This window comes from Vibrio harveyi, from assembly GCF_030060435.1.
Taxonomy (GTDB): domain Bacteria; phylum Pseudomonadota; class Gammaproteobacteria; order Enterobacterales; family Vibrionaceae; genus Vibrio; species Vibrio harveyi.
Window position 1 is genome coordinate 347,564 of the sequence record NZ_CP125875.1, and the last position, 23,690, is coordinate 371,253.

The following is a 23,690-nucleotide window of genomic DNA, read 5'->3' on the forward strand; positions in this document are numbered from 1 at the left end:
AAATCTGTGGGAAAGGTTACGTTAGAGAAGGCAAAGTTGCCCAAGTCGTCATTCTTTAAAACTGTTGCCGATAGCTTGCGGGTGAAAGTCCGGTTTTCTTTTTGAAGATGCGAGAAAAATACGAGACGTCACGGTAGCCGCATTGATACGCAATATAGGCAATTTTCATTGAGTCTTCTTCTGTAAGCATTTTCTTGGCAAGAGAGATGCGCTTTTCCGTGATGTAATCGCGAAAGCACATTCCAACTTTTCGGTGAAAGAGTTTAGAAAAGTAATTCGGGGAATAATGGCAAAGTGCTGCGGCTTCTTCCTCTCTTAGATCTTTGTGTACATTGTTCGCGATATAGTGGACAACATCGACAAAATTAGACTTACCGTTTTTAGTTAAAGCGCTCTCCGACGAAAGAAATTGTTCATCGAAATTTTCAGGAGAAAAGTATTTGAGTTTGATTTGAGATATCCACTCGTACGTCGAGTCCATTTCTACGTGATGATATTCAGCCACAATATGCTCTGGTGGCAAATTGCTTTCCTGCTGACCTTGATGGATCACGATAAGCTTTTTATCAAGGTTCTTGCAAAGAGTAAGGAGGCTTTTCTGAGGTCTATGGTGTTCTGATGATTGGCAGTAAAAGAAATAAGTGAATGCTCTGTCACTCAATACCGAGACGTCATCACCACTCTTAATCAGGGTGAAGGTACTCTCTAATACTGAGCGAAAGGTGTTGGGCAGGGATTGAGGAGCGTCTCCAATCCAGTAGGCCTTTATAAGTTCTGTCATGTTGCTTCCATTTATTTTGAACTTTGCCGAAGGTCGATCGTAAAAGGCTTCAACTAACCTCGATCCGTGAGGCTAAAAACTAAACCTTTCGTTTATTAAGCTTAGGCTTATATAGATATCCTGCAAGTGTGAAAGGTGTCACATATCGATGTAGTGAGTGTCTCACATTTGCTACAAATGCATTTTGTTGCCCTCTCTAGCAAGAAAGTGCTAGTGCTTGGCAAGAAAGTCCTAACTCCCCAATTTTTCGATGACTAAGGTTTAGACATGATTTAGGCGCACATGTAAGCCGAGTCATCAACGAGCGAGAATCATTAAAAAGGGGATATCTTATGGAAAACTTTCGCAACCTAATCAAGGACTTCATGGAAGATGAAGAAGGTCTAACTCTACTTGAGTACATCCTAGGTGCTGCACTTATTGTGACTGCATTTTTGACATCAGGCTTCTGGACTACGCTGTCTGGTAAGTTCACATCAGTGGCATCTCAAATCAACAATTCGTAATGACGCTAGAGATTGTCATTTGGTCATTACTTTTTGCGATAGGCGTGTCTGATGCGCAAAAGCATCGGATACCAAACAAAGCCGTTTTATTGCTGTTAATCGTTGTTGCTGCAAGCGCATTACTCAGTCCTAGTACTAATGGTCTAGATCATTTCTATGGCGGGTTGGTTGCGTTTGCAGTCTGCTTTGTTCTTTATCTGTTTAAAGTAATGGCTGGAGGAGATGTTAAGTTACTCGCCGTATTAGGGGCTTGGATAGGGTTGAGTAATTTAGGGGACGCATCTATCGGAATCATTCTTGCTGGAGGAGTGGTGAGCTTATTTTACTTAGCTCTCCATGTTTCATCCTCCTACGTGAAGTTTTCAGATCAAGTGAAGGGATATTGCTTATACAAAGTGACTCCCGGATTGAAATCGGCACAACCGCTGGTTATTCCTTTCGCACCTGTAATCGTTATTGGATTAGCGTATTTCTCCTACACACATTAAAACAACAAAAATTACAAAGACTGGCGTTAGATATTCAGTTGACTAGGCAACGTACAGAGGGGAATTGTAATGGGGTCTGTGTATTGGGAAAAACTTGTGCCGCAAATAACGCCGCCGAAAGTCCCATCAAATATTGAAGGGCTTGGCATACCAGTTTCGGTTGTCGAAAATTTAGTGTTAAAACACTTGTCTGCATATCCTAAAATCGATTTAGTCGAGTTGACTCAACGGTTGGGAGTGGTCTCCACGATTGTAGATTTAGCGCTAGCACAACTGAGAAAGCGCAGTTGGGTTGAGGTCTATCAACCGACCAGTGACAAGCTCAGCAACACCTACACAAACGTTCGATACAGCCTGACAGAGCTTGGTCTGGCGGAAGCCGATATTGCGTTTAGAAAAGATGCCTATGTTGGTCCGATACCCGTTTCCTTGGAAGAATATTGGGAGGTGGTAGAAGGGCAAGATCTTCGCAAGCATCCCATTACTCGTGTCGATGTTGAGCGCGCACTTTCAGATGTTTTTGGCTCTGAGCGTCTAATCCCCATTCTAGGTCCTGCCATCAATTCAGGTCGAGCAATGTTGTTATATGGGCATGCTGGTACGGGCAAAAGTTTTGTCGCTGCGAGAGTTCTCAATGCAATGAGTACATCCGTGTTCATCCCTTATGCAGTTTATGCAGACGGCAACATCATTAAAGTCTTCTCTGAGCAACACCATCGCCGACTGGATAACTCTCATTCCAAAGTGTTTGTAAAGCTTGAAACCCATTACGACAAGCGTTGGGTTTTATGTGAGCGACCAAATATTCAAGTTGGTGGCGAGCTCACCATGGACATGCTGGAAGTTAACCATAGTGAGCATAATCGGGTCTGGAATGCCCCTCTGCAGATGATGGCTAACAACGGAATTCTCGTCATTGATGATTTAGGTCGCCAAGCGATGCCAGTTGACGCGTTGTTAAACCGTTGGATTGTTCCGATGGAATATTTATTCGACCACCTAGCACTTCCCAATGGTCAACAAGTCACTGTTCCTTTCATGCTGACATTAGCCTTCTCTTCTAACTTTGCACCGAGCCAGTTGGCCGATCCAGCCTTCTTGCGTCGACTCGGTTACAAAATAGAGTTTAAGCCTTTGAGCCCTGAAGACTACAAAGCTCTGTGGTTGTCTTTATCTGGCGACCTCAAGATGGCACTTGGTCCTGATTTTTTTGACACATTACATCAATTACACCGCGACAATCATGTTCCTTTCTTCCCTTGTTTACCGAAAGATTTGTTGGGAATCAGTCGCGATATTTTAGTGTTTGAAGATAAAAAGAAGCTTGTCTCTCCAGACACGTTAACCCGAGCTTGGGCGCTGTATTTTACAGTGGATGAATAGGGAGATTTAGTTATGAGTAAGACTCAAGTTGTCATGTTATTGCTGCTCTCCATTGTGTTTGGTCTTGCCGCTGTTTTGATTGCAAAACAATGGATTGATGGTCAAAACCAACCAACAGTAGAACTCGAAGAAGTCGAAAGACATCCGGTACTGGTGGCTGCGATGGAACTAGAGCCTGGCACTGTTTTAGAAGCAAAGCATCTAACCACCAAATTGATGGAAGTGGATTGGATTAAAGAAGAAACATTAAAAGTACCGGAGCAAGCGGTTGGTCGCATTGTTGCAAACACCATCTATTCAGGAGAAATGGTGAATCCAAATCGACTTGCTCAGCCGGGAGAAGGGGCGACGCTCGCTGCATTAATCCCAGAGAACAAACGTGCGATTACTATTCGAGTTAATGACGTTATTGGGGTTGCCGGCTTCCTTTTGCCTGGGAATAAAGTCGATATTCTCAATACCATCAGTTCTGGTAAAGGCAAAAACGCCTCCACCAAAACAGTCTTAAAAAACATCAAAGTTCTAGCCGTAGACCAAACCGCGAAAACCAATGATAACAAACCTGTAATCGTGCGTGCTGTGACGTTAGAAGTGACACCGAAAGAGGCGGAAAAGCTGCTATCCGAAAACAGCAAAGGCACGATTCAGCTTGCTTTACGCAACCCTCATGAAGTCGATAAACCACCCGTTGCACGAAAATACACACCGCGACCTAGTGTGACCATTATTAAGGGATCTCAGGCATCCAATGTCCGAGTCAGTAATTAGGTGATTTATGAAAAGAATAATATTACTCATTAGCCAGTTACTTTTTGTCAGCTTGTCTGTGAATGCAGCACCGGCGCAGTCAGGGAAAGTGGTGAGTGTTGCTCATCACCAGTCAACCCAGTTAATTATTTCTGGTAAGGCGAAAAAGGTGACATTAGGGGACCCTGAGGTATTAGACATTATTGTTTTGCGTTCCAACGAGCTATTTTTAGTCGGTAAAAAGCTTGGCACCACGAACGTTTCAGTTTGGGATAGCAGAGGACGTTTAATTGAGCAGTTTAATGTCGAAGTGACCCATGATCTCAACACGCTGAAATCGAAACTCTACCAATTCCTCCCAGACGAAAGTATTGAAGTCCACAGTGCGCAGGAAAAAGTGGTACTAAGGGGCTTAGTCAGCAATCAGCAAAATATGGATATCGCCGTCAAGATTGCAGAAACGTTTGCAGCAGGTGATGCCGCGGATGAAAAAGAAGATGAGGATGATACAAGAGATGACAGTATGGTGATCAATCTCTTGAGCATTGGTGGCGCACAGCAAGTGACGCTTGAAGTGACGGTAGCTGAAGTTCAACGCACACTGGTTCGTCGTTTTGACTCAAACTTTCATTTCTTTCAAAAGAGTGGCGACTTTACATGGGGAGCAACCACTGCTGGTGGCGGTATCGATAATATCGGTCCGATTTTGAACGTGCCAACAGTGGAAGATTTTGGTTTCCTTGGTTCATTCATCGATAGCAATACACTGTTTACGTTTGCATTAGACGTTGCCAGACAAAATGGTGTTGCAAAAGTCCTTGCCGAGCCAAGCCTTACTGCTTTGAGTGGAACACAAGCCGAGTTTGTTGCTGGTGGTGAATTTCCTATCCCAGTACCAAATGAAGATGGCATCACGATTGACTACAAAGAGTACGGTGTTCAACTCGATTTCGTGCCGTACATCCTTAGCGATAAGCGCATTAACTTGAAGATGAATGTCAACGTCAGTGAAATCTCCAACTCTGGTGTATTGACCTTCAACCCGAATGAAGTCAATGCGACTTTCTTTATCCCGCCAATTACTAAACGAAGCGCAGGTACAACAATTGAGCTTGCTGATGGGCAAACCATTGGTATTGCAGGCTTATTGAGTGAAAACGCGCGTAATGTTGCTGATGGTATCCCTGGGGCGAGTGATCTTCCTGTTCTAGGTCGACTGTTCAAGAGTGAAGAGTTTACATCCGGTGAAACCGAGCTTGTTATTTTAGTGACACCAAGGCTCGCGACCCCAATTGACCGCCGTCGAATCACCTTACCGACGGATGGTTTTGTTAGCCCTAACGATGTGGAGTTTTATCTGTTGGGTAAAGGTGCCGAGTTGGATTTTGATCGATACCAACTCAATGAAATTAGAGAAGAAGAAACAAGTAATAGTTTTGATCAATACGGTTCGTCAGAAGGTGGCTCTGAGGGCAAATTTGGGCACAGCCTATAAGTGGAGGATAAGATGAAAAACATAATGATAATGACCATTTGTTTTACTTCATTCGGCTTGTTTGGCTGTGCGAATGACCCTGAGCTTGGTATCTCTGTTAGTCAGCTACGTGCAGAACAAACACTGAATCCGGAAGCATGGTACGAGAATCTTGGGTATCTGCCAGAAGGGAGCGGGCAACGCACACAGACCACTCTAGAGGTATACGATAACAATGGGGTAGCCAAAGATGATTAAGTGATTTTATCACTTAGGAGGGGCTATGCGACGGAAAATGCAAAGGGCAACAAGGCGAACCCAGAAAGGGATTACCTTGGTGTTGATCAGCATGGTATTGCTGATTTTATTGGGCGTGGCGGCATTTGGTATTGACCTTAACCACCAAGTCTTAAATAAAACGCGTTTACAAAACGCGGTAGATGCTGCTGCTCTCGCTGGTGCAGTCGCCGCAGATGAAAACGGGGATGTCGTTGCCGCGGCAGCGGTTGCTACTGCAACGTTGAATAATATCTCTGCGTCTGATGGGAACTCAGAACTGACGTTCGACAACAGCAATACGTCTGTGACGTTCTCACTTGATAGAGCAACGTTTGTTGATGCGGCGAGTTTTACTGCTCCTACAGGTGCGTACGATGTTTATGTTCGTGTTGCAGTTACAGATATTGGTTTAACTCAGTTTCTAAGCGGTTTGTTTGGAATAAATAAAAACATTTCAGCCAGTGCACTTGCTGGTCGAAGTGCTGGATTTGTCCAATCGTGTAACTTGACACCCATTGCCATGTGTGGGGAACCGACGGGCAGTGCAGAAGACGCATGGGGATATAAGCCAGCAAACTACGACCCTAATGTGGATACCGATCCTTCTCTGATACATGAGTTGAAAGTTGGAGACCAAAACAATACGGACATGGGACCGGGTAATTTTCAGTTATTGGATTTTGGTCAGGGGGGCGGTAACAGCGGTGCTGCACTTGTCAGAGATGCATTATCTGGAGCATATAACGGTTGTGCCGCAATTGGTGACACAGTGACAACTAAACCAGGTAATAGTGCAGGTCCTGTAGCTCAAGGATTAAATGTAAGGCTCAACGACTTTTCTGGTCCTATCAAAAATGATGGCACAGTATTACCTGATAAGTATGTGCGAGAACCTGACGTGTTAGCGCAAACAGATGAAACCTACGCAGGGAATTTGTATTACGCAAATTACCTGCAAGAGTTGAGTGCTTGCCAAAGTGGTGGTGCATCTTGTGATTCATCCAGTTATACAGGTAACTCGGGTTTAAATGGGCGTCGTATTTTAAGAATCCCAATCGTGAACTGTGAAGAGTCGACAGGTAAGACAGACTTTGATGTCTTAGGTTTTGGCTGCTTCTTTTTGCTACAGAGAGTGAGCAATTCTGGTCAATCTTCTGTATTTGGACAGTTTTTGTATGACTGCTTAATCAACAACGGCTCTACGGGCGTTGATCCGACAGATAAAGGTTTCTATCGCATTCAACTCTACAAAGATCCATTTAGTGGAGCGTCGTAATATGTTGAATATAAAAAACAAAGGCAAAGAGCAATCGGGTCTTGCCATCATCGAATTTATTATCGCCTTGCCAGTGCTGCTTATGTTAACGGTACTCGTGATTGATGTTTGCCGAGCATTTATCCAATACACCGAAGTGAACAAGGCGCTACAAAATGGGGCTCGGTATGCTGTCGTTGATACATACGGAACGTTGACGTTCGACTCGATTGCCGATGAGACAAGCATTAAAAATGTTGTCGTCTATGGTAGTCCTACAGCTGGCACGACTCCCATCATTGATCATATTGCTGTTGGTGACATCACCATCACCCAACCAACTCAGGCAAATAAAGAAGTCACGTTGTCGGCAACTTATAACTATGTGCCCATCTTTTCGACCATGCCGTTCTCTAGTCAAACGTTGCAATTTAGCATCGCCGCAACGACAACCATGAGGACAGGACCATGATTCGAAGACGATTGAGACAAAAAGGTGTAACGCAAGTTGAGTTCTCGGTTATTGCACTCGCTGTTATTTTGGTGCTGTTTTTAATCATGGAATTTGCCGTGTATTTCTTCTCGGTGCAAATGGTGAATGAAGTGACTCGAAGAGCGGCACGTTTGGCGACAGTTTGCTATATCGCTGATCGGGATGATATCCCTAATTTACCAGCGGTGTCGGATTTGTATCCGTCAGGTTTTACAGCGAGTAACTTGGAGATTGCTTACCTCGATGCTTCGGGCGCAAACGTCGATGTGTCTGGTTTTTTATCGACCCCTCCAGCGGATGATGCCACGCTCGGAGCGCAGCTTTCACAGATAAAATATGTTCGAGCACGAGCGGTTAATTATACTTTTCAGTTTTTTGTTTTGGCTGCTTTAATTAATGCTGTAGGAACAACACCTGCTTTTGAAACAATATTACCAGCTGAAAGTCTGGGGGTTTTAAGACCTGAGGGAATTGGAACTAATGACATAGAAGATTGCTGATGGAGTAGCAATATGCTGAAGCCAGTGAAAATGAATGAAGACACTTATAAAAACTTAAAGACTAACTTGATAGTTTGGGTTGTATATTCTACGTCCAATTTCAAAGTGCATTTAACGAATGAGTTGTCCCAATGTGTCAATGTTAATATTGAATGGATTGAACTCAGTTTATTTAACCTTGATTTGGTTAAGAATAAGCAAATTCCAGATCTTATTTACATTGAAACTGGCGAAAGTTGGGCTCAGAAGGTCGCTCATGTTTATTCTAGCGATAGTAATTTGCAGCACAACCATACTGCATTGATCGTCTTTGGTGATGAATCGGACACCGCCTCTTTAAAGATGGCGCTGCGATTAGGGGCGACAGATTACTTCTCACGCACGGTTGATTTAGGTGAGCTTTACCCGCTGCTCAAATCCACTGCAGAAGAAAAAGTCTATAACAAGAAAATGGGTGACCTAACCTTATTTATCAATACCAAAGGCGGTTCAGGTGCAACAACACTAGCGCTCAATACAGCGATCGAGCTATCCAGTTATGCGAAGAGTAACGTGTTGCTGGTTGATCTCGATATGCAGTTCAGTGACGCTGCTGATTACCTAAACTGCAAGCCAAAATATAATATCAATGATGTTATCGATTCCGTTAATGACTTGGACGAACTCTCATTAGAGGGGCTCGTCCATAAGCACCCTTCAGGGTTAAATTATTTATGCTTCGAGCAGGGTAATTTACAGAATAATCATAGATATGCCAGTGATGTGAGTAAATTACTACCGATTCTTAGACAGTTCTATTCACATATTATTGTTGATATGTCTCATGGTGTTGAGCATGTTTTTCAACAGATTGTCTCTCCGGCGACCCATATATTCTTGGTCATGCAACAGAACGTCACGTCGGTAAAACACGCAGTAAATTACATTAGAACCTTAGAACTGGACTATGGTTTAAATAATCATCAGGTCGAACTTATCGTTAATCGATTCGAAAAAAAATCGACCATTTCATTGAAAGATATTGAAAATGCTGTTGGTGGGCACTCAATACACTTAGTTCCAAATAATTTCGCTATCGCGATTGAGAGTGCAAATTTAGGTAACCCAATTGTTCAATCTAAGAAAAACAGTGCGATAAAAGCATCGTTAGCTGAAATCTCACATTTATTGGAAAGCCCAACCAAGGAAAATCAAAGTTGGATTAAGAAATTATTTTCTTAATAAGGGGGAGTCATGTTTTTCAAAAGAAAAAGCGTCGGAAGTGCGTTTGGTCAGGTCGATGCCGAAAAAGAGTCACAAACAAAAGATAAAGACGTTGAACGTGTCGAAAGTGAAGAATCGAGCGCAGAGAAAGCATCGATGTCTCCGGTTGAAGCTAAGCTAAAAGCGATTGAAGAGCAGAAAAAACTGCTGGAACAAGATCTTGCCATCAAACATTACTATCATAAAAAGTTACTCGATACTTTGGATCTAGGTCTACTTTCCCACCTGCAAGAAGACCGAGCAAAAGAAGAGCTTAGGGAAGCCGTAGTTCAATTAATTGCGGAAGACCAAACTCACCCCCTAAGCTCGGAAGCGCGTAACCGCGTGATTCACCAAATTGAGGATGAAGTATTTGGTCTTGGTCCACTTGAGCCGCTTTTAGATGACCCAACCATTTCCGATATTTTAGTCAATGGTCCGAAAAACATTTATGTTGAACGCTTCGGTAAGCTGGAGAAAACGCCGCACACCTTTTTAGATGAGCGCCACCTGCGCAATATTATTGACCGTATTGTAAGTCAAGTAGGTCGACGTATTGATGAAGCGTCACCTATGGTGGATGCACGCTTGAAGGATGGCTCTCGTTTCAATGCCATCATCCCTCCTTTAGCTATTGATGGACCTTCCGTTTCTATTCGTCGTTTTGCCGTAGAAAGGCTCAACATGGATAACTTGCTTGAACTGAACTCGCTATCGCCAGAAATGGGTAAGTTTCTCAATGCCGCTGTTGTTGGGGAAATGAACATCTTGATCTCTGGCGGTACAGGTTCAGGTAAGACGACGACATTGAACATTCTTTCTGGGTTTATCCCAAGTGATCAGCGTATCGTGACGATTGAGGATTCAGCGGAGCTTCAATTGCAACAACCACATATCATTCGCCTTGAGACGCGCCCTTCGAATATCGAAGGAAAAGGGGAAATCTCTCAGCGTGATCTCGTTAAAAACTCATTGCGTATGCGCCCTGATCGTATCGTTATTGGTGAGGTTCGTGGTGCTGAGGCGGTGGATATGCTTTCGGCGATGAATACGGGTCACGATGGTTCTCTTGCGACGATCCACGCTAACACCCCTCGTGATGCATTGAGTCGAATTGAAAACATGTTTTCCATGGCAGGGTGGAACGTATCAACGAAAAACTTAAGAGCGCAGATAGCTTCAGCAATCAACATCGTTGTCCAGATGGAGCGACAAGAAGATGGTAAGCGCCGTATGGTCAGTTTGCAGGAAATTAATGGTATGGAAGGAGAAGTGATCACCATGTCAGAAATCTTCACCTTCCGTCGAAAAGGGGTAGACAAAGAAGGCAACGTTCTTGGGGACTATGAAGCCACAGGGATTGTCCCTAGCTGTCACGATCATCTTGTTAAACGAGGCTTAGACGTACCATTCGAAATCTTTAACGAAAAAGCCCGTTAGGAGAGTGCGCTATGGAAAGCCAATTCCCACTTTTTCTTGTGCTGTTATTTTTGTCTGTTTTCTTTATTAGCCAAGCGTTAATACTTCCGTCTGCAGGTAAAAAAGTAAAACATAAACAACTAATTAAACGGATTCACGATAGCCACAAGCACATTGATGAAGAAAGTATCTCGTTACTTAGAGAGAACTCGCTGAAGCACCTTTCTCCGTTAGAGCGTTGGTTAGTGAATTTTAGTCTCTTCGATGGTTTGAAGAAAAAGCTCGAACTAGCGGGCATTTCGATGGGCTTTACACGCTTCTTATTTTTGTCTTTTCTTGCAGGTGTCGCCGTTGGTCTGGTTATCTTCTTGTTTGGTCAGGTCTGGTACATGTGTGTTGGCGTCACCATTGCGTGCTGGGTTGCTATCTACTTTTATCTTCAAAAAATGATTGCCGATAGGTTGATGAAATTTGAGGAACAACTGCCAGAGGCACTGGATATCATCAAACGTGTATTGCAGGCGGGTCAACCCATTACCCAAGCGTTTGGTGAGGTAGGGAGAGAAATGAGTGCACCGCTTGGACCTGAGTTCCTTAATACGTTCAACCTCTTAAACTATGGCTATGACTTGAGGCTAGCCATAATGCAAATGTCAGAGCGTACCCCCACTGTATCAATGTTGGCGTTCTCGAGTGCGGTGCTATTGCAAAAAGAAACCGGCGGTAATTTGGTTGAGAACATTGAGAAGCTTTCTCAAATCTTACGTGCTCGTTTCAAACTGGCGCGAAAAATCAAAACCATTTCTGCGGAATCTCGAATGTCTGCCTGGGTGCTTGTACTCGCGCCATTTGGGCTCTACGTCATCATTTCACTTGTACGTCCTGAATACATTGAATTGCTTCATACCACGCCTATGGGAGTCAAGATGGTCGTGGGGGGCATGGTGTCTTTGTTTGTTGGTACCTTGTGGATTCGAAAAATCGTCAACATTGAGGTGTAACTATGGATATAGAAAATATTCAAGGATGGTTGAGTGACCTCGCTGTAAATCAAGAGACTCTGTTATTTGCATTGATCTTGATTACGACGGTATTGGTGGTGATGACTGTTGGCTCGATTGTTATTGGTGTCAATTCGCCGATCAAGAGAAAACTTGCTGAGCTGTCTGGTGATAAGAGAGAGGCTACCCCCACAAACAGCAAAGTAGCAGACACGCTTGAGTCATTGGCTCCACTGACTTCTCCAACCAGCGAAAAAGAACGTCAAACAACACGTAATAAACTGATGCATGCGGGTTTTCACCAAAGTAATTCGCTGTCGATGTTCTACGCCATTAAGTCAGTGACCACCATCTTTGGAGTGATGGTCGCAGTGCTCGTTTACTTAACCATTCCAGAATCTAAATATCTCTACACCTTGATGGCATTGGCGGTGTTTGTCGGACTTGTCATTCCAGACTTTATTCTTCGCCGCATGATCAATAGTCGCCAAAAAGCCATTCGTGCTGGGGTGCCAGATATGTTGGATTTGCTGGTGGTGTGTACAGAGTCTGGTCTCGGCTTTAATGCCGCGTTACGCCGTGTTGCAGATGAGCTGGTCATTTCTCACCCTGAGTTGGCTGACGAGGTAGATACTGTATGTAACAAAATTCAGGCCGGTAAGCCAATGCCTGAAGCACTTCGTGAACTGGTTTATAGAACAGGGTTAGATGAGTTGATGGGGCTGGTGAGTATGCTCAGTCACGCATCAAGAATTGGGGGGAGCCTAGTCAACTCCTTACGCGAATACACCGAAGATTATAGGGATAAGCGCCAACAAGCAGCGGAAGAGGTAGCTGCCAAAATCCCAGTGAAAATGATGTTTCCAATGGTGCTGTTTATTTGGCCATGTTTTTTTATTGTGGCGATAGGTCCGGCGCTGATTTCACTGGCTGAAGCATTTAAATAAGAGCAGAAAAGGGATTTGTTATGTGGATTAAGAGATTTGCCATTATTTCGTTGTTATTGCTTACAGCATGTTCAACAACCGATACATCATCGGATTTTGACTCGGAACTCTACTCCGGTAAGCCAGTTGAATCGCTGACCAATGATGAGCCACCGAAAACAGAAGAAGAAGCGATTTCCCGCGGTGATATCGCTTTGAGTAATAAAAATGCGGACCTAGCGCTGTACGAGTACATTCGCTCTTTGTCCTTCCCCAATGCGCAACACAAAGACAAAACATTGTACACCGTTGGGCGTATCCACCTCGCACGTAATAACTTAGAGCTTGCGGATAAATCGTTCCGTGCTTCGCTTGCTGAAAACCCAGACAACGTAGGCTCGCTACAAGAGCTTGGCGCGATGTACACCAAACGTGGTGATCGAGAGGCAGGTAAAAGCTATTACTTAAGAGCGCTCAATGCTGATCAAATCCGTTTAGGTGGTGATCCAAACATCACCAAAGACAACATTTCTAAAGAGAGCATTGCCACCTACCGTTATGATGATAAATCACCCGTTGGTGCTTATTCCGGGCTGGGTGTCTTGTACGATATTCGAGGGGACCACGATTTAGCTCAGACTCTATTTCGAAAAGCGTTGGATGTTGATTCACGAAACGTCAATGCATTGGTGAGTTTAGGTTACTCCTATTACATGGAAAAAGAGTATTCAAAAGCGACACACTTTACGAAAGCCGCTTTGGGGCTGCAATCAAGTAATGAAAAAGCGATAAACAACCTAGGGTTAATTGCGATTGCAAAAGATCAACCACGACAGGCACTCAACATCTTTAGTCGTCATATGACTGAACCTGAAGCGTTAAATAACGTTGGTTATTTCCTAATCCTCAATGGTAAGCCGGATGAAGCCATCCCTTACTTACAACAAGCCATTGATAAAAACCCTGCTTATTATGATTTAGCCAATAAAAACTTAGAGCGTGCACTTTCTATGGTCAGAGAGCAAAAAGACACCTCTACGGCATTCCTTCAATAAAGCAATAGTTCGGTAAAGCCACGCCCTAGTAAGCGTGGCTTTTTTATGTCGACAGGCTTATCAAGCGAACAGTCGAGGAAAGCGATGGATAAACGCTCCTACGGCTTTCCAAAGCAATATAGTAAGGATTGTGGCAAGGTATCCATCAATCGCATAATGCCAAGCCAAATGAACGGAACCTATTTGAATTAACAGCGCAAATACGTAAGCCACGTAACCTGCCACTTTATTGATTTGATAGATGCTCAGAGCCAGCAATACTGCAATGGATACGTGCATACTCGGCATTGCTGAAATGCCTGAGCCAATGCCATTTGATTGTTCAATATAGTCATTCCATAGGTGATCTTGCGTGGCAAGCGCCCACAACTGACCCACTTGGATGTCTTGTAGATATTGGCTTTGTTCCTGTAGCGTCCGCATCAATGGCGAAAAGTAGGTGTTGTCCGTTAAAGGTTCAACGTAGCAGGGACCTGCTGAGGACAACAACGTGGCAAGCACGAAGCCAATCACCATCCATGACAACACAAATGTCAGAAAAAACTGCTGCCGAAGTAGCGGTTGCTTTTTGTAGATCAGAAAGAAGATCAACATTCCCCACATAAAGAAAAACCATGCGTTGTAAGCCGTGTTGATAACCAGCGACGCCCACGGACCCGGCAATATTGTGTGGGTGATAACCCAAGGATCGATGCCAAAGTGCAGGAAGCGATCAATATCGATAAATGCGCTGTCGAGGGAGAACGGGTGAAGTATCGGGATCAGTGACTTTAAGAACGTGTGGTTAGAAAACACAATGGTAAGAACCAATAACAGTGCGATGACAGACAGCGTTCTGGTAAGAGGAAAAAACATCCGTCTAAGTTTATTGAGAAATTGTTTAGCAGGATGAGGCTCTTTACGAAAAATGAGAGAGAAGTAGTAATAAGTGCACCATGCTAAGAAGGTGACATAGCTTGCTAGCCCAATGGTTTCGAAATAAGTGGTGAGTGAATAACGAATCGGTGAATCAAGATACAGAGAGCACGAAAAGATGAGGAATGTTGTTGAAGCACAATAGAAGTAGAGAATTTTGTCTTTGAGCAAGTTTGCTTTCAGTTCGCTAAGCCAAAGAGAAACTTTCTGTTGCCAGTTAAGTTGCAGGTCATAGTTATTGTTTTGCGCCATAGATGGTCCATCATCCTGATTTTTCCCACATTCTATAAGCGTAGTTGAGAAAACGAACACTCGTGTTTGAGTGCCCGTTGTTTATTGCTTGATTAAGTCTGTGCCACTCTCTACATCATGCCGGTCACAATGCCTGCTGCGACAAAGAATACGATCATCCAAAGTACAGATAGATTGAGCTTTTTATGTAGGTAGAAACCGGCAATGACTAATGCGATATCAATTGGAGCAATCACAGCACTAGTGAATACTGGTTGGTAAAGTGCCGCTAAGAGTAAACCAACTACTGAGGCATTCACGCCATTAATTGCGCCAGATACCGCAGGTTTGCCAGCTAGAGCTTGCCAGTTTTTCAGCACGCCAAGTAACAGCAAAAAGCCCGGAAGAAAGACACCCAGTGTTGCAACTAGCGCCCCTAGAATTGGTGTATCCGATAGCTCATAGCCAATGTAAGTTGCGAAGGTAAACATCGGTCCAGGTACAGCTTGCGCTGCTGCGTAGCCCGTTAGGAACGCATCTTGGCTGAGCTGATCGCCAACAATATTTTGCAGCAATGGAAGAACCACGTGACCACCACCAAACACTAAACTGCCGGCTTGGAAGAAGTCGCTAAATAACCCCAGCATCGGTAGAGCGTGAGCCACCAAAGGCAAGCCAACAAGAAGTACGGCAAACAGAGCGAGTGGAGCGATAGTTGGTTTGAACGGCTCTGCTGGTGTGGTCGATTCTTTCTTTAGGTATTGAGTACCAATCAAACCTGCCACTACTAAGACCAACATTTGTGTCATGATGCTAGGTGCAACTAATAGCGCTATTGCGGTTGCTACACACAATCCCGCTGTTAGTTTGCTTTGGCAGAAATTTTTGTACATTCCCCATGTCGCATCAGCGACCACCACAACAGCCAGTAACTTCAAGCCGTGTACGATGTTTTGGAACAGTGCCGTATCCGTGATTTGGCTGCTCACCATTGCAAGTGCCAACATGATGATCACCGAAGGCAGCGTGAATCCAAGAAACGCCATACAAGCGCCGCCCAGACCTCCGCGTTTGTAACCTAATGCAAAGCCAACTTGGCTTGACCCCGGTCCCGGTAAAAATTGGCTCAACGCCACGATTTGTGCGTATTCGCTATCATCAATCCACTTGAGTTTTTCTACGAATGTTTGGCGGAAGTAACCGATGTGTGCTGCAGGACCACCGAAACTGATCCAACCAAGCCAAAAAAAGGTTTTAAAAATGGTAAACATATTGAGCCTGTTAAATCTCCAATAACACTCCAGTTACTGTATGAAATGTACTAAGATGACTCAAATTAATAGTTTTAATTTCATCTATGAATGAAATGGGATTGGGTGATTTGTGAAAGATGATATTCAGTGGCGTAACATCGATTTGAATCTGTTGGTGACTTTCTCTTATCTGTATCGCTATCGCAGTGTGAGTTTGGCTGCCGAGAAGAGTTTTGTCAGTCAGTCCGCCATGAGCCACAGCTTATCGCGTTTACGTGTGCTGTTTGATGACCCTCTGTTTGAGCGTAAAGGACATAAAATGGATCCGACTGAGCACGCGCATCATATCGCGCCAACAGTGCATCATTTATTGGATTCCATTGCCAAAGACTTGCTGACGAAGTCCGAGTTTCAGCCAGAAAACTACACTGGCGTGTGTCGCATTGGTCTTACCGATTACGCTGAGTTCATCTTCGCCCCTCTGCTTTATGATGAAATTCGCAAGCGCGCGCCAGAAGCGCAAATCAGCTTTATCAATGTTAACCGTAGCAACTATGTCGCCATTACTGAACACGACAAGCTCGATGTCATTCTTGGTAGCATGCCCGTACTCGATGACAACTTTGATAGCCAATATCTCTACACTGAAAAGCATGTGTGCCTATGCGATAAGCAGGTTTTAAACGGTGAGACTGAATTATCGATTGAAGCATTTGCCAATATTGAACAAGCCTTGGTGAGCCCGGATGGCAGTTTAAGTACACAGGTAGACAAAAAACTCGCGGAACATGGTTTAAGCCGCAAGGTAACAGTAGCCTCACGTAACTTCTTGACGATCCGTAATCTGCTTAAACAACGTAATTTGATTGCCATTGTGCCGGAAAAAATGGCATCAGCAGAAGGCTTTTCAGATGACTTAGTGTCTGTGCTGCCGCCGATTGCGGTTGCCGATTTTGATATTGCTATGCTGTGGCACACCAGTCGTAACAATGAAGACAAAGGGATGTGGCTACGTCAGCTGGTGGCAGATATCGTTACTTCAACGCACTCTCGCTGAATCTAGCATCTCGAGGTTACTTGGGTATAAAAAAGGGCACCGATGGGTGCCCTTGGTCTGACGAATGTGGTCAGGTGCTATCAAGCGTTATGTGTAAGGCTTACATTGCTTGAGTTGCTGGCGCTGCTTCTTTTGCGCGCTCTTCTTGGTCGAGTGATTTTTCGTATTGGCTGTACTTCCACCAAGCAAAGCCAAGGAAAATCACAATGCCACCAACGTTGTAGAAAATAATCGTCATGATGTCTGCGCCAGTTGGGAAGGTTGACGCTAGGAAGCCCACAGTAAAGATAACGATAAGTACAGAAACCGCAGCGATACCTGTCATACGAGAGCCCATTTTGAAATCACGTTCTAGATGGTCCAGTTTTAGGCGTAGGTTTAGGTAAGCCAACATGATAAACAGTGGTGGCAACATTGAAGCCGCAGCTGTCATGTTGATGACCGTGTTCATCAGATCTTGCGCTGTGTTCGAGCCCAAAGTCGGGATGATCATCAGTGGAATAACGATAAGGAATTGGTACCAAGCAGCACGAGCAGGCACGCCGTTTTCGTTTAGCTCTACGGTTTTCTTACCAAAGATACCTTCTGGAATTTCAGAGAAGAAGATTTTCACTGGTGTCGCTGTCCACATTAGCAGAGAGCCGAACATTGCAGTAAACGACACTAAGCCTACAAAGCGGTTCATCAATATTTCAGGCAAGCCGAAGTGCGCCGCTAAACCTTCAAATACTTGTACAGAACCACCCGTGTATTTAAGTGTTTCGCTAGGTACGAACACGTTAATCAGCACTGAAGCGACACAATAAAGTACGCCGATGAAGATACCTGCAACGATGATCACTTTAACAAAAGATTTTGAGCCGCCTTTCACGTCGTTTACGTAAACCGCTACCGATTCAGCACCGCCTGCTGCCATAAAGATCCAAGTGGTAATGCCTAGGAATGCCCAGCTAAAGTCTGGCACCATGGCTTCTACTGTGATTGGGTCAGCAGGTTGAACGCCACCGACTAATGCAGCGCCAGCAAGCAGGATGTACGACATAGTCAGTAGCAGCATCAAAGAAGAAGTGACTGAGGTAATTGGACCCAACATCTTCGCGCCGTTAGTTGATACGTAAGTTGCGAACGCAAATAGAATCATACTCAGTGCTGTTGTGGTGAGTGGGGTCAGAATGTATTCATAGCCAAGGAACGCGTATGACGCATAAGCAATAACGCGTGGCAGCAATGACGTGAAGAAAAATAGGTTAACAAACCAGTAGGTGTAGGCAGAGATAAACGCCCAACGTCCGCCAAGTGAGCTTTTTACCCATGCATATACACCGGCTTCCGAGTCTTTGTTTAACGATACAAACTCTGCGATGATCAAACAGAAAGGAATAAAGTAAAAAATGGTTGCCAAGAAGAACATTGGCGCTGAAGCAAGACCGATCTCAATGTTGTTATTAATTACGTTGTTGAAGCTAAAGACCGCGGCAAAGGTAAGGGACAACAACCCGAATTTGCCTATCGTATTACGTTTGGATTCAGACATTTTCTATCTCCGATGAATCACGTTGGAATTGTAGGGAGGAAGGGCTTGCATTGCTGTGAGCGCAGCCCTTCTCTTGTTCTTTGCTTTTGTTATTTATTTAAGAAGTAGCCATCTTCGATAGTGACTTTCAGCACGACCTTTCTAACGCGGTTATCACCGTGGAAGCGGTAGGCTTTAGTGTTATCGAAAATTGCTACTTGGCCCTCACAAAGCTCACGAGTATCCCCTTGACCGGAAAGGAACTCGCGGTCCGTTTCATCTTGGTAAGCTTGCTCAGGTTGTAGGTTTTTCTTGTCTGCGAACTCCACCGTTTCGCGGCCTTCAAGGTAGTAATGCACGTCGAAGTAGCGGCGGTTGCCTTCAAACATTTCAGTTTGTTTTGTGCCGTCTTGAATCATGTAAACCAAGGAGTCTCCGATGGAATACATCACGCCATCCTTAAGGTTTACGGTGTTCTCAATTGCCTCGACACAGCGCTGCCATTTACGCCCATTGCGGTACACGACTTTGAATTGGTCTAAGTTGTCTAACACGATCATGGATTACGCCTCGTTTGCTGTTTGAGTATTGGATTGAGTGAAGAACGCATTGTCGAAATCATGGTTTGCCATGGCTTGTGCACTGCAATCGCCAACTTGAAGCGGTATCAGCGTTAAGCCATAACGGAATTCATCCATGTACACGCGGTATGAGTCGAGCACTTCGCTTCCCCACGAGTTTGAGCCCAGTCCCATCACTTGATGGTCAAGGTTGAGCGTGATGTAGCCGCTCTTTTCTAGCTCAATGGTGTGTTGCGCTTCGTGCAGGTTTTGGTTGGTGTAGAACCACGCGCTGAAGTTGATTTCTTGTTGTGGTTTCACCAACAACCCCGTCCCGTGACGATTCGTTAGTGATGCCCAACGAACGTGTTGGCGGTTGCCGTTGTTTTGTGGGAACGGGTAGTTCTCAAACATGTCGGCTACCGTGCTGTGGTAAACATCAATCAAGTTGGCTTGGCGGCTGTCTTGGTAGTTTTCTTCAGGACCGCGACCGTAGTAACTGACTTGGTCAAAGCTGCCGTTGATGCCCAAATCCAAACCAATCACAGGGATAACATGCGAGTAATCGCCGTAGCGCTCGCCACTCAGTTCCACATTTAAATGCCCTTGTGCGTTGATTTGGTAGCGGTAGGTACAGCGCATGCCAAAATCGAACACCGGCGGTGCAATGATGCTGGTGGTCGTGATCGAAACCGAATCATCGGTTGCTTCGACTTGCAGCGTGCGGAAGTGCTCTTGCATGATTTGCAAGTGTGCTGGGTGCCACAAACCTTCGTACTCTTGTTTGTGGTTATCAATCATTGGCTTGAAGAAGTTCAGTCTAGGCTCAGATTGAATCAGCTCTTCACCATTGACGAGCCAAGAGGTCAGCTTGCCGTTGACTTTAGAGAAAATCAGCGTGAAGTTGTGGCCTTCAATCACGTGTTCCAAGCGGCTTTCTGTCGTTACTAACGCTTGCGCATTGTGGTTAACAAACTCGGCTTCACTTGCTGTGTTTTCTTTTAGCTGGAACTGGTAGCTCGCGATGTCGTGGTTTGCTTCGCTGTACAGAGTTCGACTGTCTTTACGCACGGTGAAGTTAATAAAGGCTTCACGCTCGTCCAGTTCAGGCAAATTAATCGTGATTTCACGTGCGCTGTTCGCTGCAAGCTCTTCGACCTTAAACTGCACGCTGCGCAGCGTTTCACCTTCCGCTCGGATATCTGCAGTGATGGTGTAATCATTCAGGTTGGTGAACCACAATTTGTTTTCTATGGTAAAGCGGTCTTTTGTGCCTTCCACCGCGTGAATTTTCACTGGTGCGATAACTTGTTTGTATTCTTTTAAGCCTGGTCCCGGCGTTTGATCTGGGTAAATCAAACCATCCATACAGAAGTTGTAGTTGTTTGGATAATCGCCGTAGTCGCCGCCGTACTTGTAGAACTCTTGACCATTTTCATCGCGCGCTAATACGCCATGGTCACACCATTCCCAAACGTAGTGACCTTGAATGTGGTCATGCTTGTAGAACACGTTTTGGTATTCCGTCAGACCGCCAGGTCCGTTACCCATCGCGTGTGCGTATTCGCAGATGATGCGAGGTTTGTCGTGCGGGTGTTCACCAAAGTGGTTCATGAGCTGAGCACGTGAGTACATGGTTGAAATGACGTCAACCACTTCTGCATCGCGGTCCTCTTCGTAGTGCACTAAGCGAGTGTCATCAATCGCCTTAGTTGCGCTGTACATCGCGCGGATATTGCAGCCGTAACCAGACTCATTACCCAGTGACCACATGATGATCGAAGGATGGTTCTTTTGAGCATGAACATGACGCTCTGCGCGATCGACAAACACACTTTCCCATGCTGCATCGTTGGTGATGCGGCTGAGATCGCCAACGTTAGCGAAGCCGTGGGTTTCTACGTCGGTTTCTGCCATTACGAACAAGCCGTAAATGTCACACAGCTCGTAGAAGCGTGGGTCGTTAGGGTAGTGCGCGGTGCGAACTGAGTTGATGTTGTGTTGTTTCATCAAGATCAGGTCTTTTTCGATGCGATCCATGCCAACAGCGCGACCTTTTAGGTGGTCATTATCATGACGGTTTACACCGTGCAGCATCACGTATTGGTTGTTGATGTAGAACAGACCGTCACGCACTTTAATGTCTCGGAAGCCAACACGTTGCGGAATCACTTCGACAACATTGCCTTGTGCGTCTTTTAGCGTAATGAACAGTTGGTAAAGGTATGGATTTTCCGCTGTCCAATGGGTTGGGTTCACCACATCAACGGCAAAGCTTGCTTGGCTGTTGCCTTGGATAGTCAGTGAATCACATTGACCGATTGCAACCACAGTGCTTTTATCTTGAAGGGCATATTCCAGCGTGTAACCAGACGCAACCGTAGTCGATAGGTTTTCTAGTTCAACTTGGCAGCTTAAGGTGGCACTTTGGTAATCGTCGGCGAAATCAGTACGAACAGTCAGATCTTGGACGTGAACGTGCTCTTTTCCGACAAGGTACACATCGCGGAATATACCCGCCGTCCACCACATGTCTTGGTCTTCAATGTAAGTCGAATCTGCCCACTGCATCACACGTACAGACAGTAAATTTTCACCTTGTTGTACATAAGAAGAGGTGTCGAACTCTGCGGTCAATCGACTGCCTTTGCTAAAGCCAACGTAATGACCATTTACGTAAACTTCGAAGTAGGTTTCAACGCCATCAAATTTGATGATGGTTTGTTTGTCGTTCCAGTTTTCACCCAGAGTGAACGTGCGTTGGTAAGCACCTGTCGGGTTATCTGTCGGAACAAAAGGCACATCGATAGGGAATGGGAAGCCTTCATCTGTGTATTGAAGGTCGCCATGACCTTCCATTTGCCACATGTTTGGAACGGTAATTTGTCCCCATTCTTCCATTTTTTGCGAGTAAAACTCTTCTGGCACCAAGAGAGGATTGGTGAAGTAGTTGAATGTCCATTGACCACTTAGCAGTTTGAAACGGCTGCTCAGTTCTCGTTGGAATGTTTGTGCGTTTTTAATTGAATCGTAAGAGAAGAAGTAAGCACGTGGTGCCATACGATTCTCATGCAGGTGAAGGAAGTTTTCCCAATTGTTCACGTTTGTTCTCCCCTCGGCTTAGCTTGGTAGCAGGCAAAGGAGGAGTCCAATGCTTGAAGCTATCCAAAAGAAATGCAGCCGATGTCATTTGAAAAAGAGTGATGAATTATCTAGGAAAAGATATTAGTAAAAGTTTTACTAAAATAAATTAGTGAAAACGTTTAACTTTAACTTGGTCACGTTTTATTGGACGATCATTGAACAAGATGTGATCAGGATAAAGGAATGGCATCCCAAGCCGATTTCTTAGGTAAAGTGGATAAAAAATAGCTAGATTTAAAGAGGGGATAATAAAAAAGCACTGAATATTCAGTGCTTTATAAATTTGATAATGTGAAGGGAATTACTGAGTGGTGCCGCGGAGTTTTAATTTGCTCGGCACATGCACTTGTAGAGGCAGTGCGCGACCGTCGCGGTATTTTTCTACTAATAAATTTACCCCTTGAATACCCATCATCTCAGAATGAATGCGCACAGTTGAGAGTGGTGGGAAGGTAAATCGGGCGGTTGGAATGTCATTGACGCTGATTAGGGCAATGTCTTGTGGAATGTTCAAACCGAATTCATGAATCGCGCGTAAAACACCAATTGCAATTGAATCTGAAGCGATAAAGAGCGCTTTAGGAAAATCGCCTTTTGCTAACATGGCTTTTGCTAAATCGTAACCAGATAAGCTAGAGAAGTCGCCGCGATAAATATCGTCTTCTGACACCACGCCTTTCAAGCTGCCGTATTCTACAAATGCATTTTCACGAATGTCTGCAGTGTTTGGTTCATCTTGACCACCAATAAAACCAATCCGTTCGTAGCCTTGTTCAACAAAGAAGTCGACCACTTGTTTACTGATTCGCGCAAGATCGATATCAACACAGTCGTATGTGCTATCGCTGTCAGAGAAGTCGATGTAGCAAATGCTGTCAGTAAGACGTTTAGGCAATTTACGAATCACGGCGCTGTCAGTTTTACCGACCAGAAGGATACCGGTGATCTTTTGCGTTTCTACATCGATGATGCTGTCGTAGCAATTGGTTAGCGTAATGCCCAATTTGTCACACTGGGTTTCAATCCCGTGACGAATCGACAAGTAATAAGGGTCATTCACCTCGGCTTCTTGCTTGTAGTTATACAAGGCTAAGAAGTGGTGTTTTTGTCTTGCCTCTTTGGTGGATTTTTTGGAACTGCTGGTGCGGTATTCCAGCTTTTCTGCGATTTCTAAGATGCGGTGTTTGGTTTCTTCTTTTACGCTCAAAGTCGGATCATCATTTAACACGCGCGATACGGTCGCGAGTGAGACGCCAGCTTCAGTAGCGATATCTTTTAGTGTTGCCATGTGCACTTCCCGTAGGCAAAGCTCACTGTCCCAGTGAGAAAAGCAATAATCCCACCATTGTAAACAGCTACTTATGGATGCACAAACTTTTAGTAAAACTGTGCGATCGGGGAAGTGAAGTTATCTGTCGGAAGAATACGTTAAGCACTCGTTGCTCTATCGTATTTGATGGTATTAAGG

At 44.7% G+C, this 23,690-nt stretch carries 22 protein-coding genes; 15 read left to right on the forward strand and 7 right to left on the reverse strand.

Going from position 1 to position 23,690, the window contains the following annotated elements:
- Positions 1 to 55 precede the first annotated feature (55 nt).
- Entirely contained in the window at positions 56 to 781 is a 726-nt protein-coding gene (locus QMY49_RS01640; protein WP_049535529.1) for a helix-turn-helix domain-containing protein, read from the reverse strand.
- A 332-nt stretch (positions 782 to 1,113) separates the two neighbouring features.
- On the opposite strand from QMY49_RS01640, the gene QMY49_RS01645 reads away from it, so the two are divergent.
- The 14 genes from QMY49_RS01645 to QMY49_RS01710 all read left to right on the forward strand — a co-directional run bounded on the left by QMY49_RS01645 (position 1,114) and on the right by QMY49_RS01710 (position 13,549).
- On the forward strand, positions 1,114 to 1,287 hold the full coding sequence (locus QMY49_RS01645; RefSeq protein WP_005449099.1) for a Flp family type IVb pilin: 174 nt from the start codon (positions 1,114 to 1,116) through the stop codon (positions 1,285 to 1,287).
- Positions 1,287 to 1,775: an A24 family peptidase gene (locus tag QMY49_RS01650; RefSeq protein ID WP_009698707.1), complete on the forward strand. Its 489-nt coding sequence runs from the start codon at positions 1,287 to 1,289 to the stop codon at positions 1,773 to 1,775. The genes QMY49_RS01645 and QMY49_RS01650 overlap by 1 nt, the downstream gene beginning before the upstream one ends.
- Positions 1,776 to 1,844: 69 nt before the next feature.
- On the forward strand, positions 1,845 to 3,158 hold the full coding sequence (locus tag QMY49_RS01655) for an ATP-binding protein (protein WP_005449096.1): 1,314 nt from the start codon (positions 1,845 to 1,847) through the stop codon (positions 3,156 to 3,158).
- A gap of 12 nt (positions 3,159 to 3,170) precedes the next feature.
- Positions 3,171 to 3,926 carry a Flp pilus assembly protein CpaB gene (gene cpaB, locus QMY49_RS01660; protein WP_005449090.1) on the forward strand — a complete coding sequence of 252 codons (756 nt, stop codon included), beginning with the start codon at positions 3,171 to 3,173 and terminating at the stop codon, positions 3,924 to 3,926.
- Between the two features lie 7 nt (positions 3,927 to 3,933).
- On the forward strand, positions 3,934 to 5,400 hold the full coding sequence (locus QMY49_RS01665; RefSeq protein ID WP_009698704.1) for a type II and III secretion system protein family protein: 1,467 nt from the start codon (positions 3,934 to 3,936) through the stop codon (positions 5,398 to 5,400).
- 12 nt (positions 5,401 to 5,412) lie between these two features.
- Positions 5,413 to 5,637 carry a hypothetical protein gene (locus tag QMY49_RS01670; protein WP_005449087.1) on the forward strand — a complete coding sequence of 75 codons (225 nt, stop codon included), beginning with the start codon at positions 5,413 to 5,415 and terminating at the stop codon, positions 5,635 to 5,637.
- Positions 5,638 to 5,662: 25 nt separating this feature from the next.
- The gene (locus QMY49_RS01675) at positions 5,663 to 6,934 is read left to right on the forward strand and encodes a pilus assembly protein TadG-related protein (RefSeq protein ID WP_033007479.1); all 1,272 of its coding nucleotides are present in this window, start codon (positions 5,663 to 5,665) and stop codon (positions 6,932 to 6,934) included.
- Between the two features lies 1 nt (position 6,935).
- A complete protein-coding gene (locus QMY49_RS01680) occupies positions 6,936 to 7,385 on the forward strand; it encodes a TadE/TadG family type IV pilus assembly protein (protein ID WP_005449085.1) in 450 nt (149 codons plus the stop codon).
- A complete protein-coding gene (locus tag QMY49_RS01685) occupies positions 7,382 to 7,906 on the forward strand; it encodes a TadE/TadG family type IV pilus assembly protein (RefSeq protein ID WP_005449084.1) in 525 nt (174 codons plus the stop codon). Before QMY49_RS01680 ends, QMY49_RS01685 begins: the two co-directional genes overlap by 4 nt.
- 12 nt (positions 7,907 to 7,918) lie before the next feature.
- Entirely contained in the window at positions 7,919 to 9,127 is a 1,209-nt protein-coding gene (locus tag QMY49_RS01690) for an AAA family ATPase (RefSeq protein WP_005449082.1), read from the forward strand.
- A gap of 12 nt (positions 9,128 to 9,139) precedes the next feature.
- Positions 9,140 to 10,588, forward strand: a complete 1,449-nt coding sequence (locus tag QMY49_RS01695) for a TadA family conjugal transfer-associated ATPase (protein ID WP_005449081.1) — start codon at positions 9,140 to 9,142, stop codon at positions 10,586 to 10,588.
- An 11-nt stretch (positions 10,589 to 10,599) separates the two neighbouring features.
- Entirely contained in the window at positions 10,600 to 11,568 is a 969-nt protein-coding gene (locus QMY49_RS01700) for a type II secretion system F family protein (protein WP_005449080.1), read from the forward strand.
- A 2-nt stretch (positions 11,569 to 11,570) separates the two neighbouring features.
- Positions 11,571 to 12,515 carry a type II secretion system F family protein gene (locus tag QMY49_RS01705; protein WP_009698700.1) on the forward strand — a complete coding sequence of 315 codons (945 nt, stop codon included), beginning with the start codon at positions 11,571 to 11,573 and terminating at the stop codon, positions 12,513 to 12,515.
- A gap of 20 nt (positions 12,516 to 12,535) precedes the next feature.
- Positions 12,536 to 13,549 (forward strand): tetratricopeptide repeat protein, encoded by a 1,014-nt coding sequence (locus tag QMY49_RS01710; protein WP_049535541.1) that lies wholly within the window; start codon positions 12,536 to 12,538, stop codon positions 13,547 to 13,549.
- A gap of 60 nt (positions 13,550 to 13,609) precedes the next feature.
- Here QMY49_RS01710 and QMY49_RS01715 read toward each other — a convergent pair whose 3' ends face one another.
- Both QMY49_RS01715 and chrA read right to left on the reverse strand, forming a co-directional pair.
- Complete coding sequence (locus QMY49_RS01715; protein ID WP_047512832.1) at positions 13,610 to 14,716, reverse strand: phosphatase PAP2 family protein; 1,107 nt, start codon at positions 14,714 to 14,716, stop codon at positions 13,610 to 13,612.
- A gap of 110 nt (positions 14,717 to 14,826) precedes the next feature.
- Positions 14,827 to 15,966, reverse strand: a complete 1,140-nt coding sequence (gene chrA, locus QMY49_RS01720) for a chromate efflux transporter (RefSeq protein ID WP_038898352.1) — start codon at positions 15,964 to 15,966, stop codon at positions 14,827 to 14,829.
- A 112-nt stretch (positions 15,967 to 16,078) separates the two neighbouring features.
- Between chrA and QMY49_RS01725 the strand changes: the two genes are divergently transcribed.
- Positions 16,079 to 17,005, forward strand: coding sequence for a LysR family transcriptional regulator (locus QMY49_RS01725; RefSeq protein WP_017189181.1), 927 nt, complete (start codon positions 16,079 to 16,081; stop codon positions 17,003 to 17,005).
- A gap of 100 nt (positions 17,006 to 17,105) precedes the next feature.
- On the opposite strand, the gene QMY49_RS01730 is transcribed toward QMY49_RS01725, so the two are convergent.
- The 4 genes from QMY49_RS01730 to ebgR all read right to left on the reverse strand — a co-directional run bounded on the left by QMY49_RS01730 (position 17,106) and on the right by ebgR (position 23,510).
- On the reverse strand, positions 17,106 to 18,539 hold the full coding sequence (locus QMY49_RS01730; RefSeq protein WP_005449069.1) for an amino acid permease: 1,434 nt from the start codon (positions 18,537 to 18,539) through the stop codon (positions 17,106 to 17,108).
- Between the two features lie 89 nt (positions 18,540 to 18,628).
- Positions 18,629 to 19,078 carry a beta-galactosidase subunit beta gene (locus tag QMY49_RS01735; protein WP_009698695.1) on the reverse strand — a complete coding sequence of 150 codons (450 nt, stop codon included), beginning with the start codon at positions 19,076 to 19,078 and terminating at the stop codon, positions 18,629 to 18,631.
- Between the two features lie 3 nt (positions 19,079 to 19,081).
- Positions 19,082 to 22,180, reverse strand: coding sequence for a beta-galactosidase subunit alpha (gene ebgA / locus QMY49_RS01740; RefSeq protein ID WP_283312572.1), 3,099 nt, complete (start codon positions 22,178 to 22,180; stop codon positions 19,082 to 19,084).
- Positions 22,181 to 22,523: 343 nt separating this feature from the next.
- A complete protein-coding gene (gene ebgR / locus QMY49_RS01745; RefSeq protein WP_283312574.1) occupies positions 22,524 to 23,510 on the reverse strand; it encodes a transcriptional regulator EbgR in 987 nt (328 codons plus the stop codon).
- Positions 23,511 to 23,690 lie beyond the last annotated feature (180 nt).

What these genes read in the sequence shown, in the direction of transcription:
- chrA (WP_038898352.1), bottom strand. Translation starts at nt 15,966, where the DNA reads ATGTTTACCATTTTTAAAACCTTTTTTTGGCTTGGTTGGATCAGTTTC.
- cpaB (WP_005449090.1), top strand. Translation starts at nt 3,171, where the DNA reads ATGAGTAAGACTCAAGTTGTCATGTTATTGCTGCTCTCCATTGTGTTT.
- QMY49_RS01735 (WP_009698695.1), bottom strand. Translation starts at nt 19,078, where the DNA reads ATGATCGTGTTAGACAACTTAGACCAATTCAAAGTCGTGTACCGCAAT.
- QMY49_RS01655 (WP_005449096.1), top strand. Translation starts at nt 1,845, where the DNA reads ATGGGGTCTGTGTATTGGGAAAAACTTGTGCCGCAAATAACGCCGCCG.
- QMY49_RS01675 (WP_033007479.1), top strand. Translation starts at nt 5,663, where the DNA reads ATGCGACGGAAAATGCAAAGGGCAACAAGGCGAACCCAGAAAGGGATT.
- QMY49_RS01690 (WP_005449082.1), top strand. Translation starts at nt 7,919, where the DNA reads ATGCTGAAGCCAGTGAAAATGAATGAAGACACTTATAAAAACTTAAAG.
- QMY49_RS01640 (WP_049535529.1), bottom strand. Translation starts at nt 781, where the DNA reads ATGACAGAACTTATAAAGGCCTACTGGATTGGAGACGCTCCTCAATCC.
- QMY49_RS01710 (WP_049535541.1), top strand. Translation starts at nt 12,536, where the DNA reads ATGTGGATTAAGAGATTTGCCATTATTTCGTTGTTATTGCTTACAGCA.
- QMY49_RS01650 (WP_009698707.1), top strand. Translation starts at nt 1,287, where the DNA reads ATGACGCTAGAGATTGTCATTTGGTCATTACTTTTTGCGATAGGCGTG.
- QMY49_RS01705 (WP_009698700.1), top strand. Translation starts at nt 11,571, where the DNA reads ATGGATATAGAAAATATTCAAGGATGGTTGAGTGACCTCGCTGTAAAT.
- QMY49_RS01700 (WP_005449080.1), top strand. Translation starts at nt 10,600, where the DNA reads ATGGAAAGCCAATTCCCACTTTTTCTTGTGCTGTTATTTTTGTCTGTT.
- QMY49_RS01685 (WP_005449084.1), top strand. Translation starts at nt 7,382, where the DNA reads ATGATTCGAAGACGATTGAGACAAAAAGGTGTAACGCAAGTTGAGTTC.
- QMY49_RS01680 (WP_005449085.1), top strand. Translation starts at nt 6,936, where the DNA reads ATGTTGAATATAAAAAACAAAGGCAAAGAGCAATCGGGTCTTGCCATC.
- QMY49_RS01730 (WP_005449069.1), bottom strand. Translation starts at nt 18,539, where the DNA reads ATGTCTGAATCCAAACGTAATACGATAGGCAAATTCGGGTTGTTGTCC.
- QMY49_RS01645 (WP_005449099.1), top strand. Translation starts at nt 1,114, where the DNA reads ATGGAAAACTTTCGCAACCTAATCAAGGACTTCATGGAAGATGAAGAA.
- QMY49_RS01670 (WP_005449087.1), top strand. Translation starts at nt 5,413, where the DNA reads ATGAAAAACATAATGATAATGACCATTTGTTTTACTTCATTCGGCTTG.
- QMY49_RS01695 (WP_005449081.1), top strand. Translation starts at nt 9,140, where the DNA reads ATGTTTTTCAAAAGAAAAAGCGTCGGAAGTGCGTTTGGTCAGGTCGAT.
- ebgR (WP_283312574.1), bottom strand. Translation starts at nt 23,510, where the DNA reads ATGGCAACACTAAAAGATATCGCTACTGAAGCTGGCGTCTCACTCGCG.
- QMY49_RS01715 (WP_047512832.1), bottom strand. Translation starts at nt 14,716, where the DNA reads ATGGCGCAAAACAATAACTATGACCTGCAACTTAACTGGCAACAGAAA.
- QMY49_RS01665 (WP_009698704.1), top strand. Translation starts at nt 3,934, where the DNA reads ATGAAAAGAATAATATTACTCATTAGCCAGTTACTTTTTGTCAGCTTG.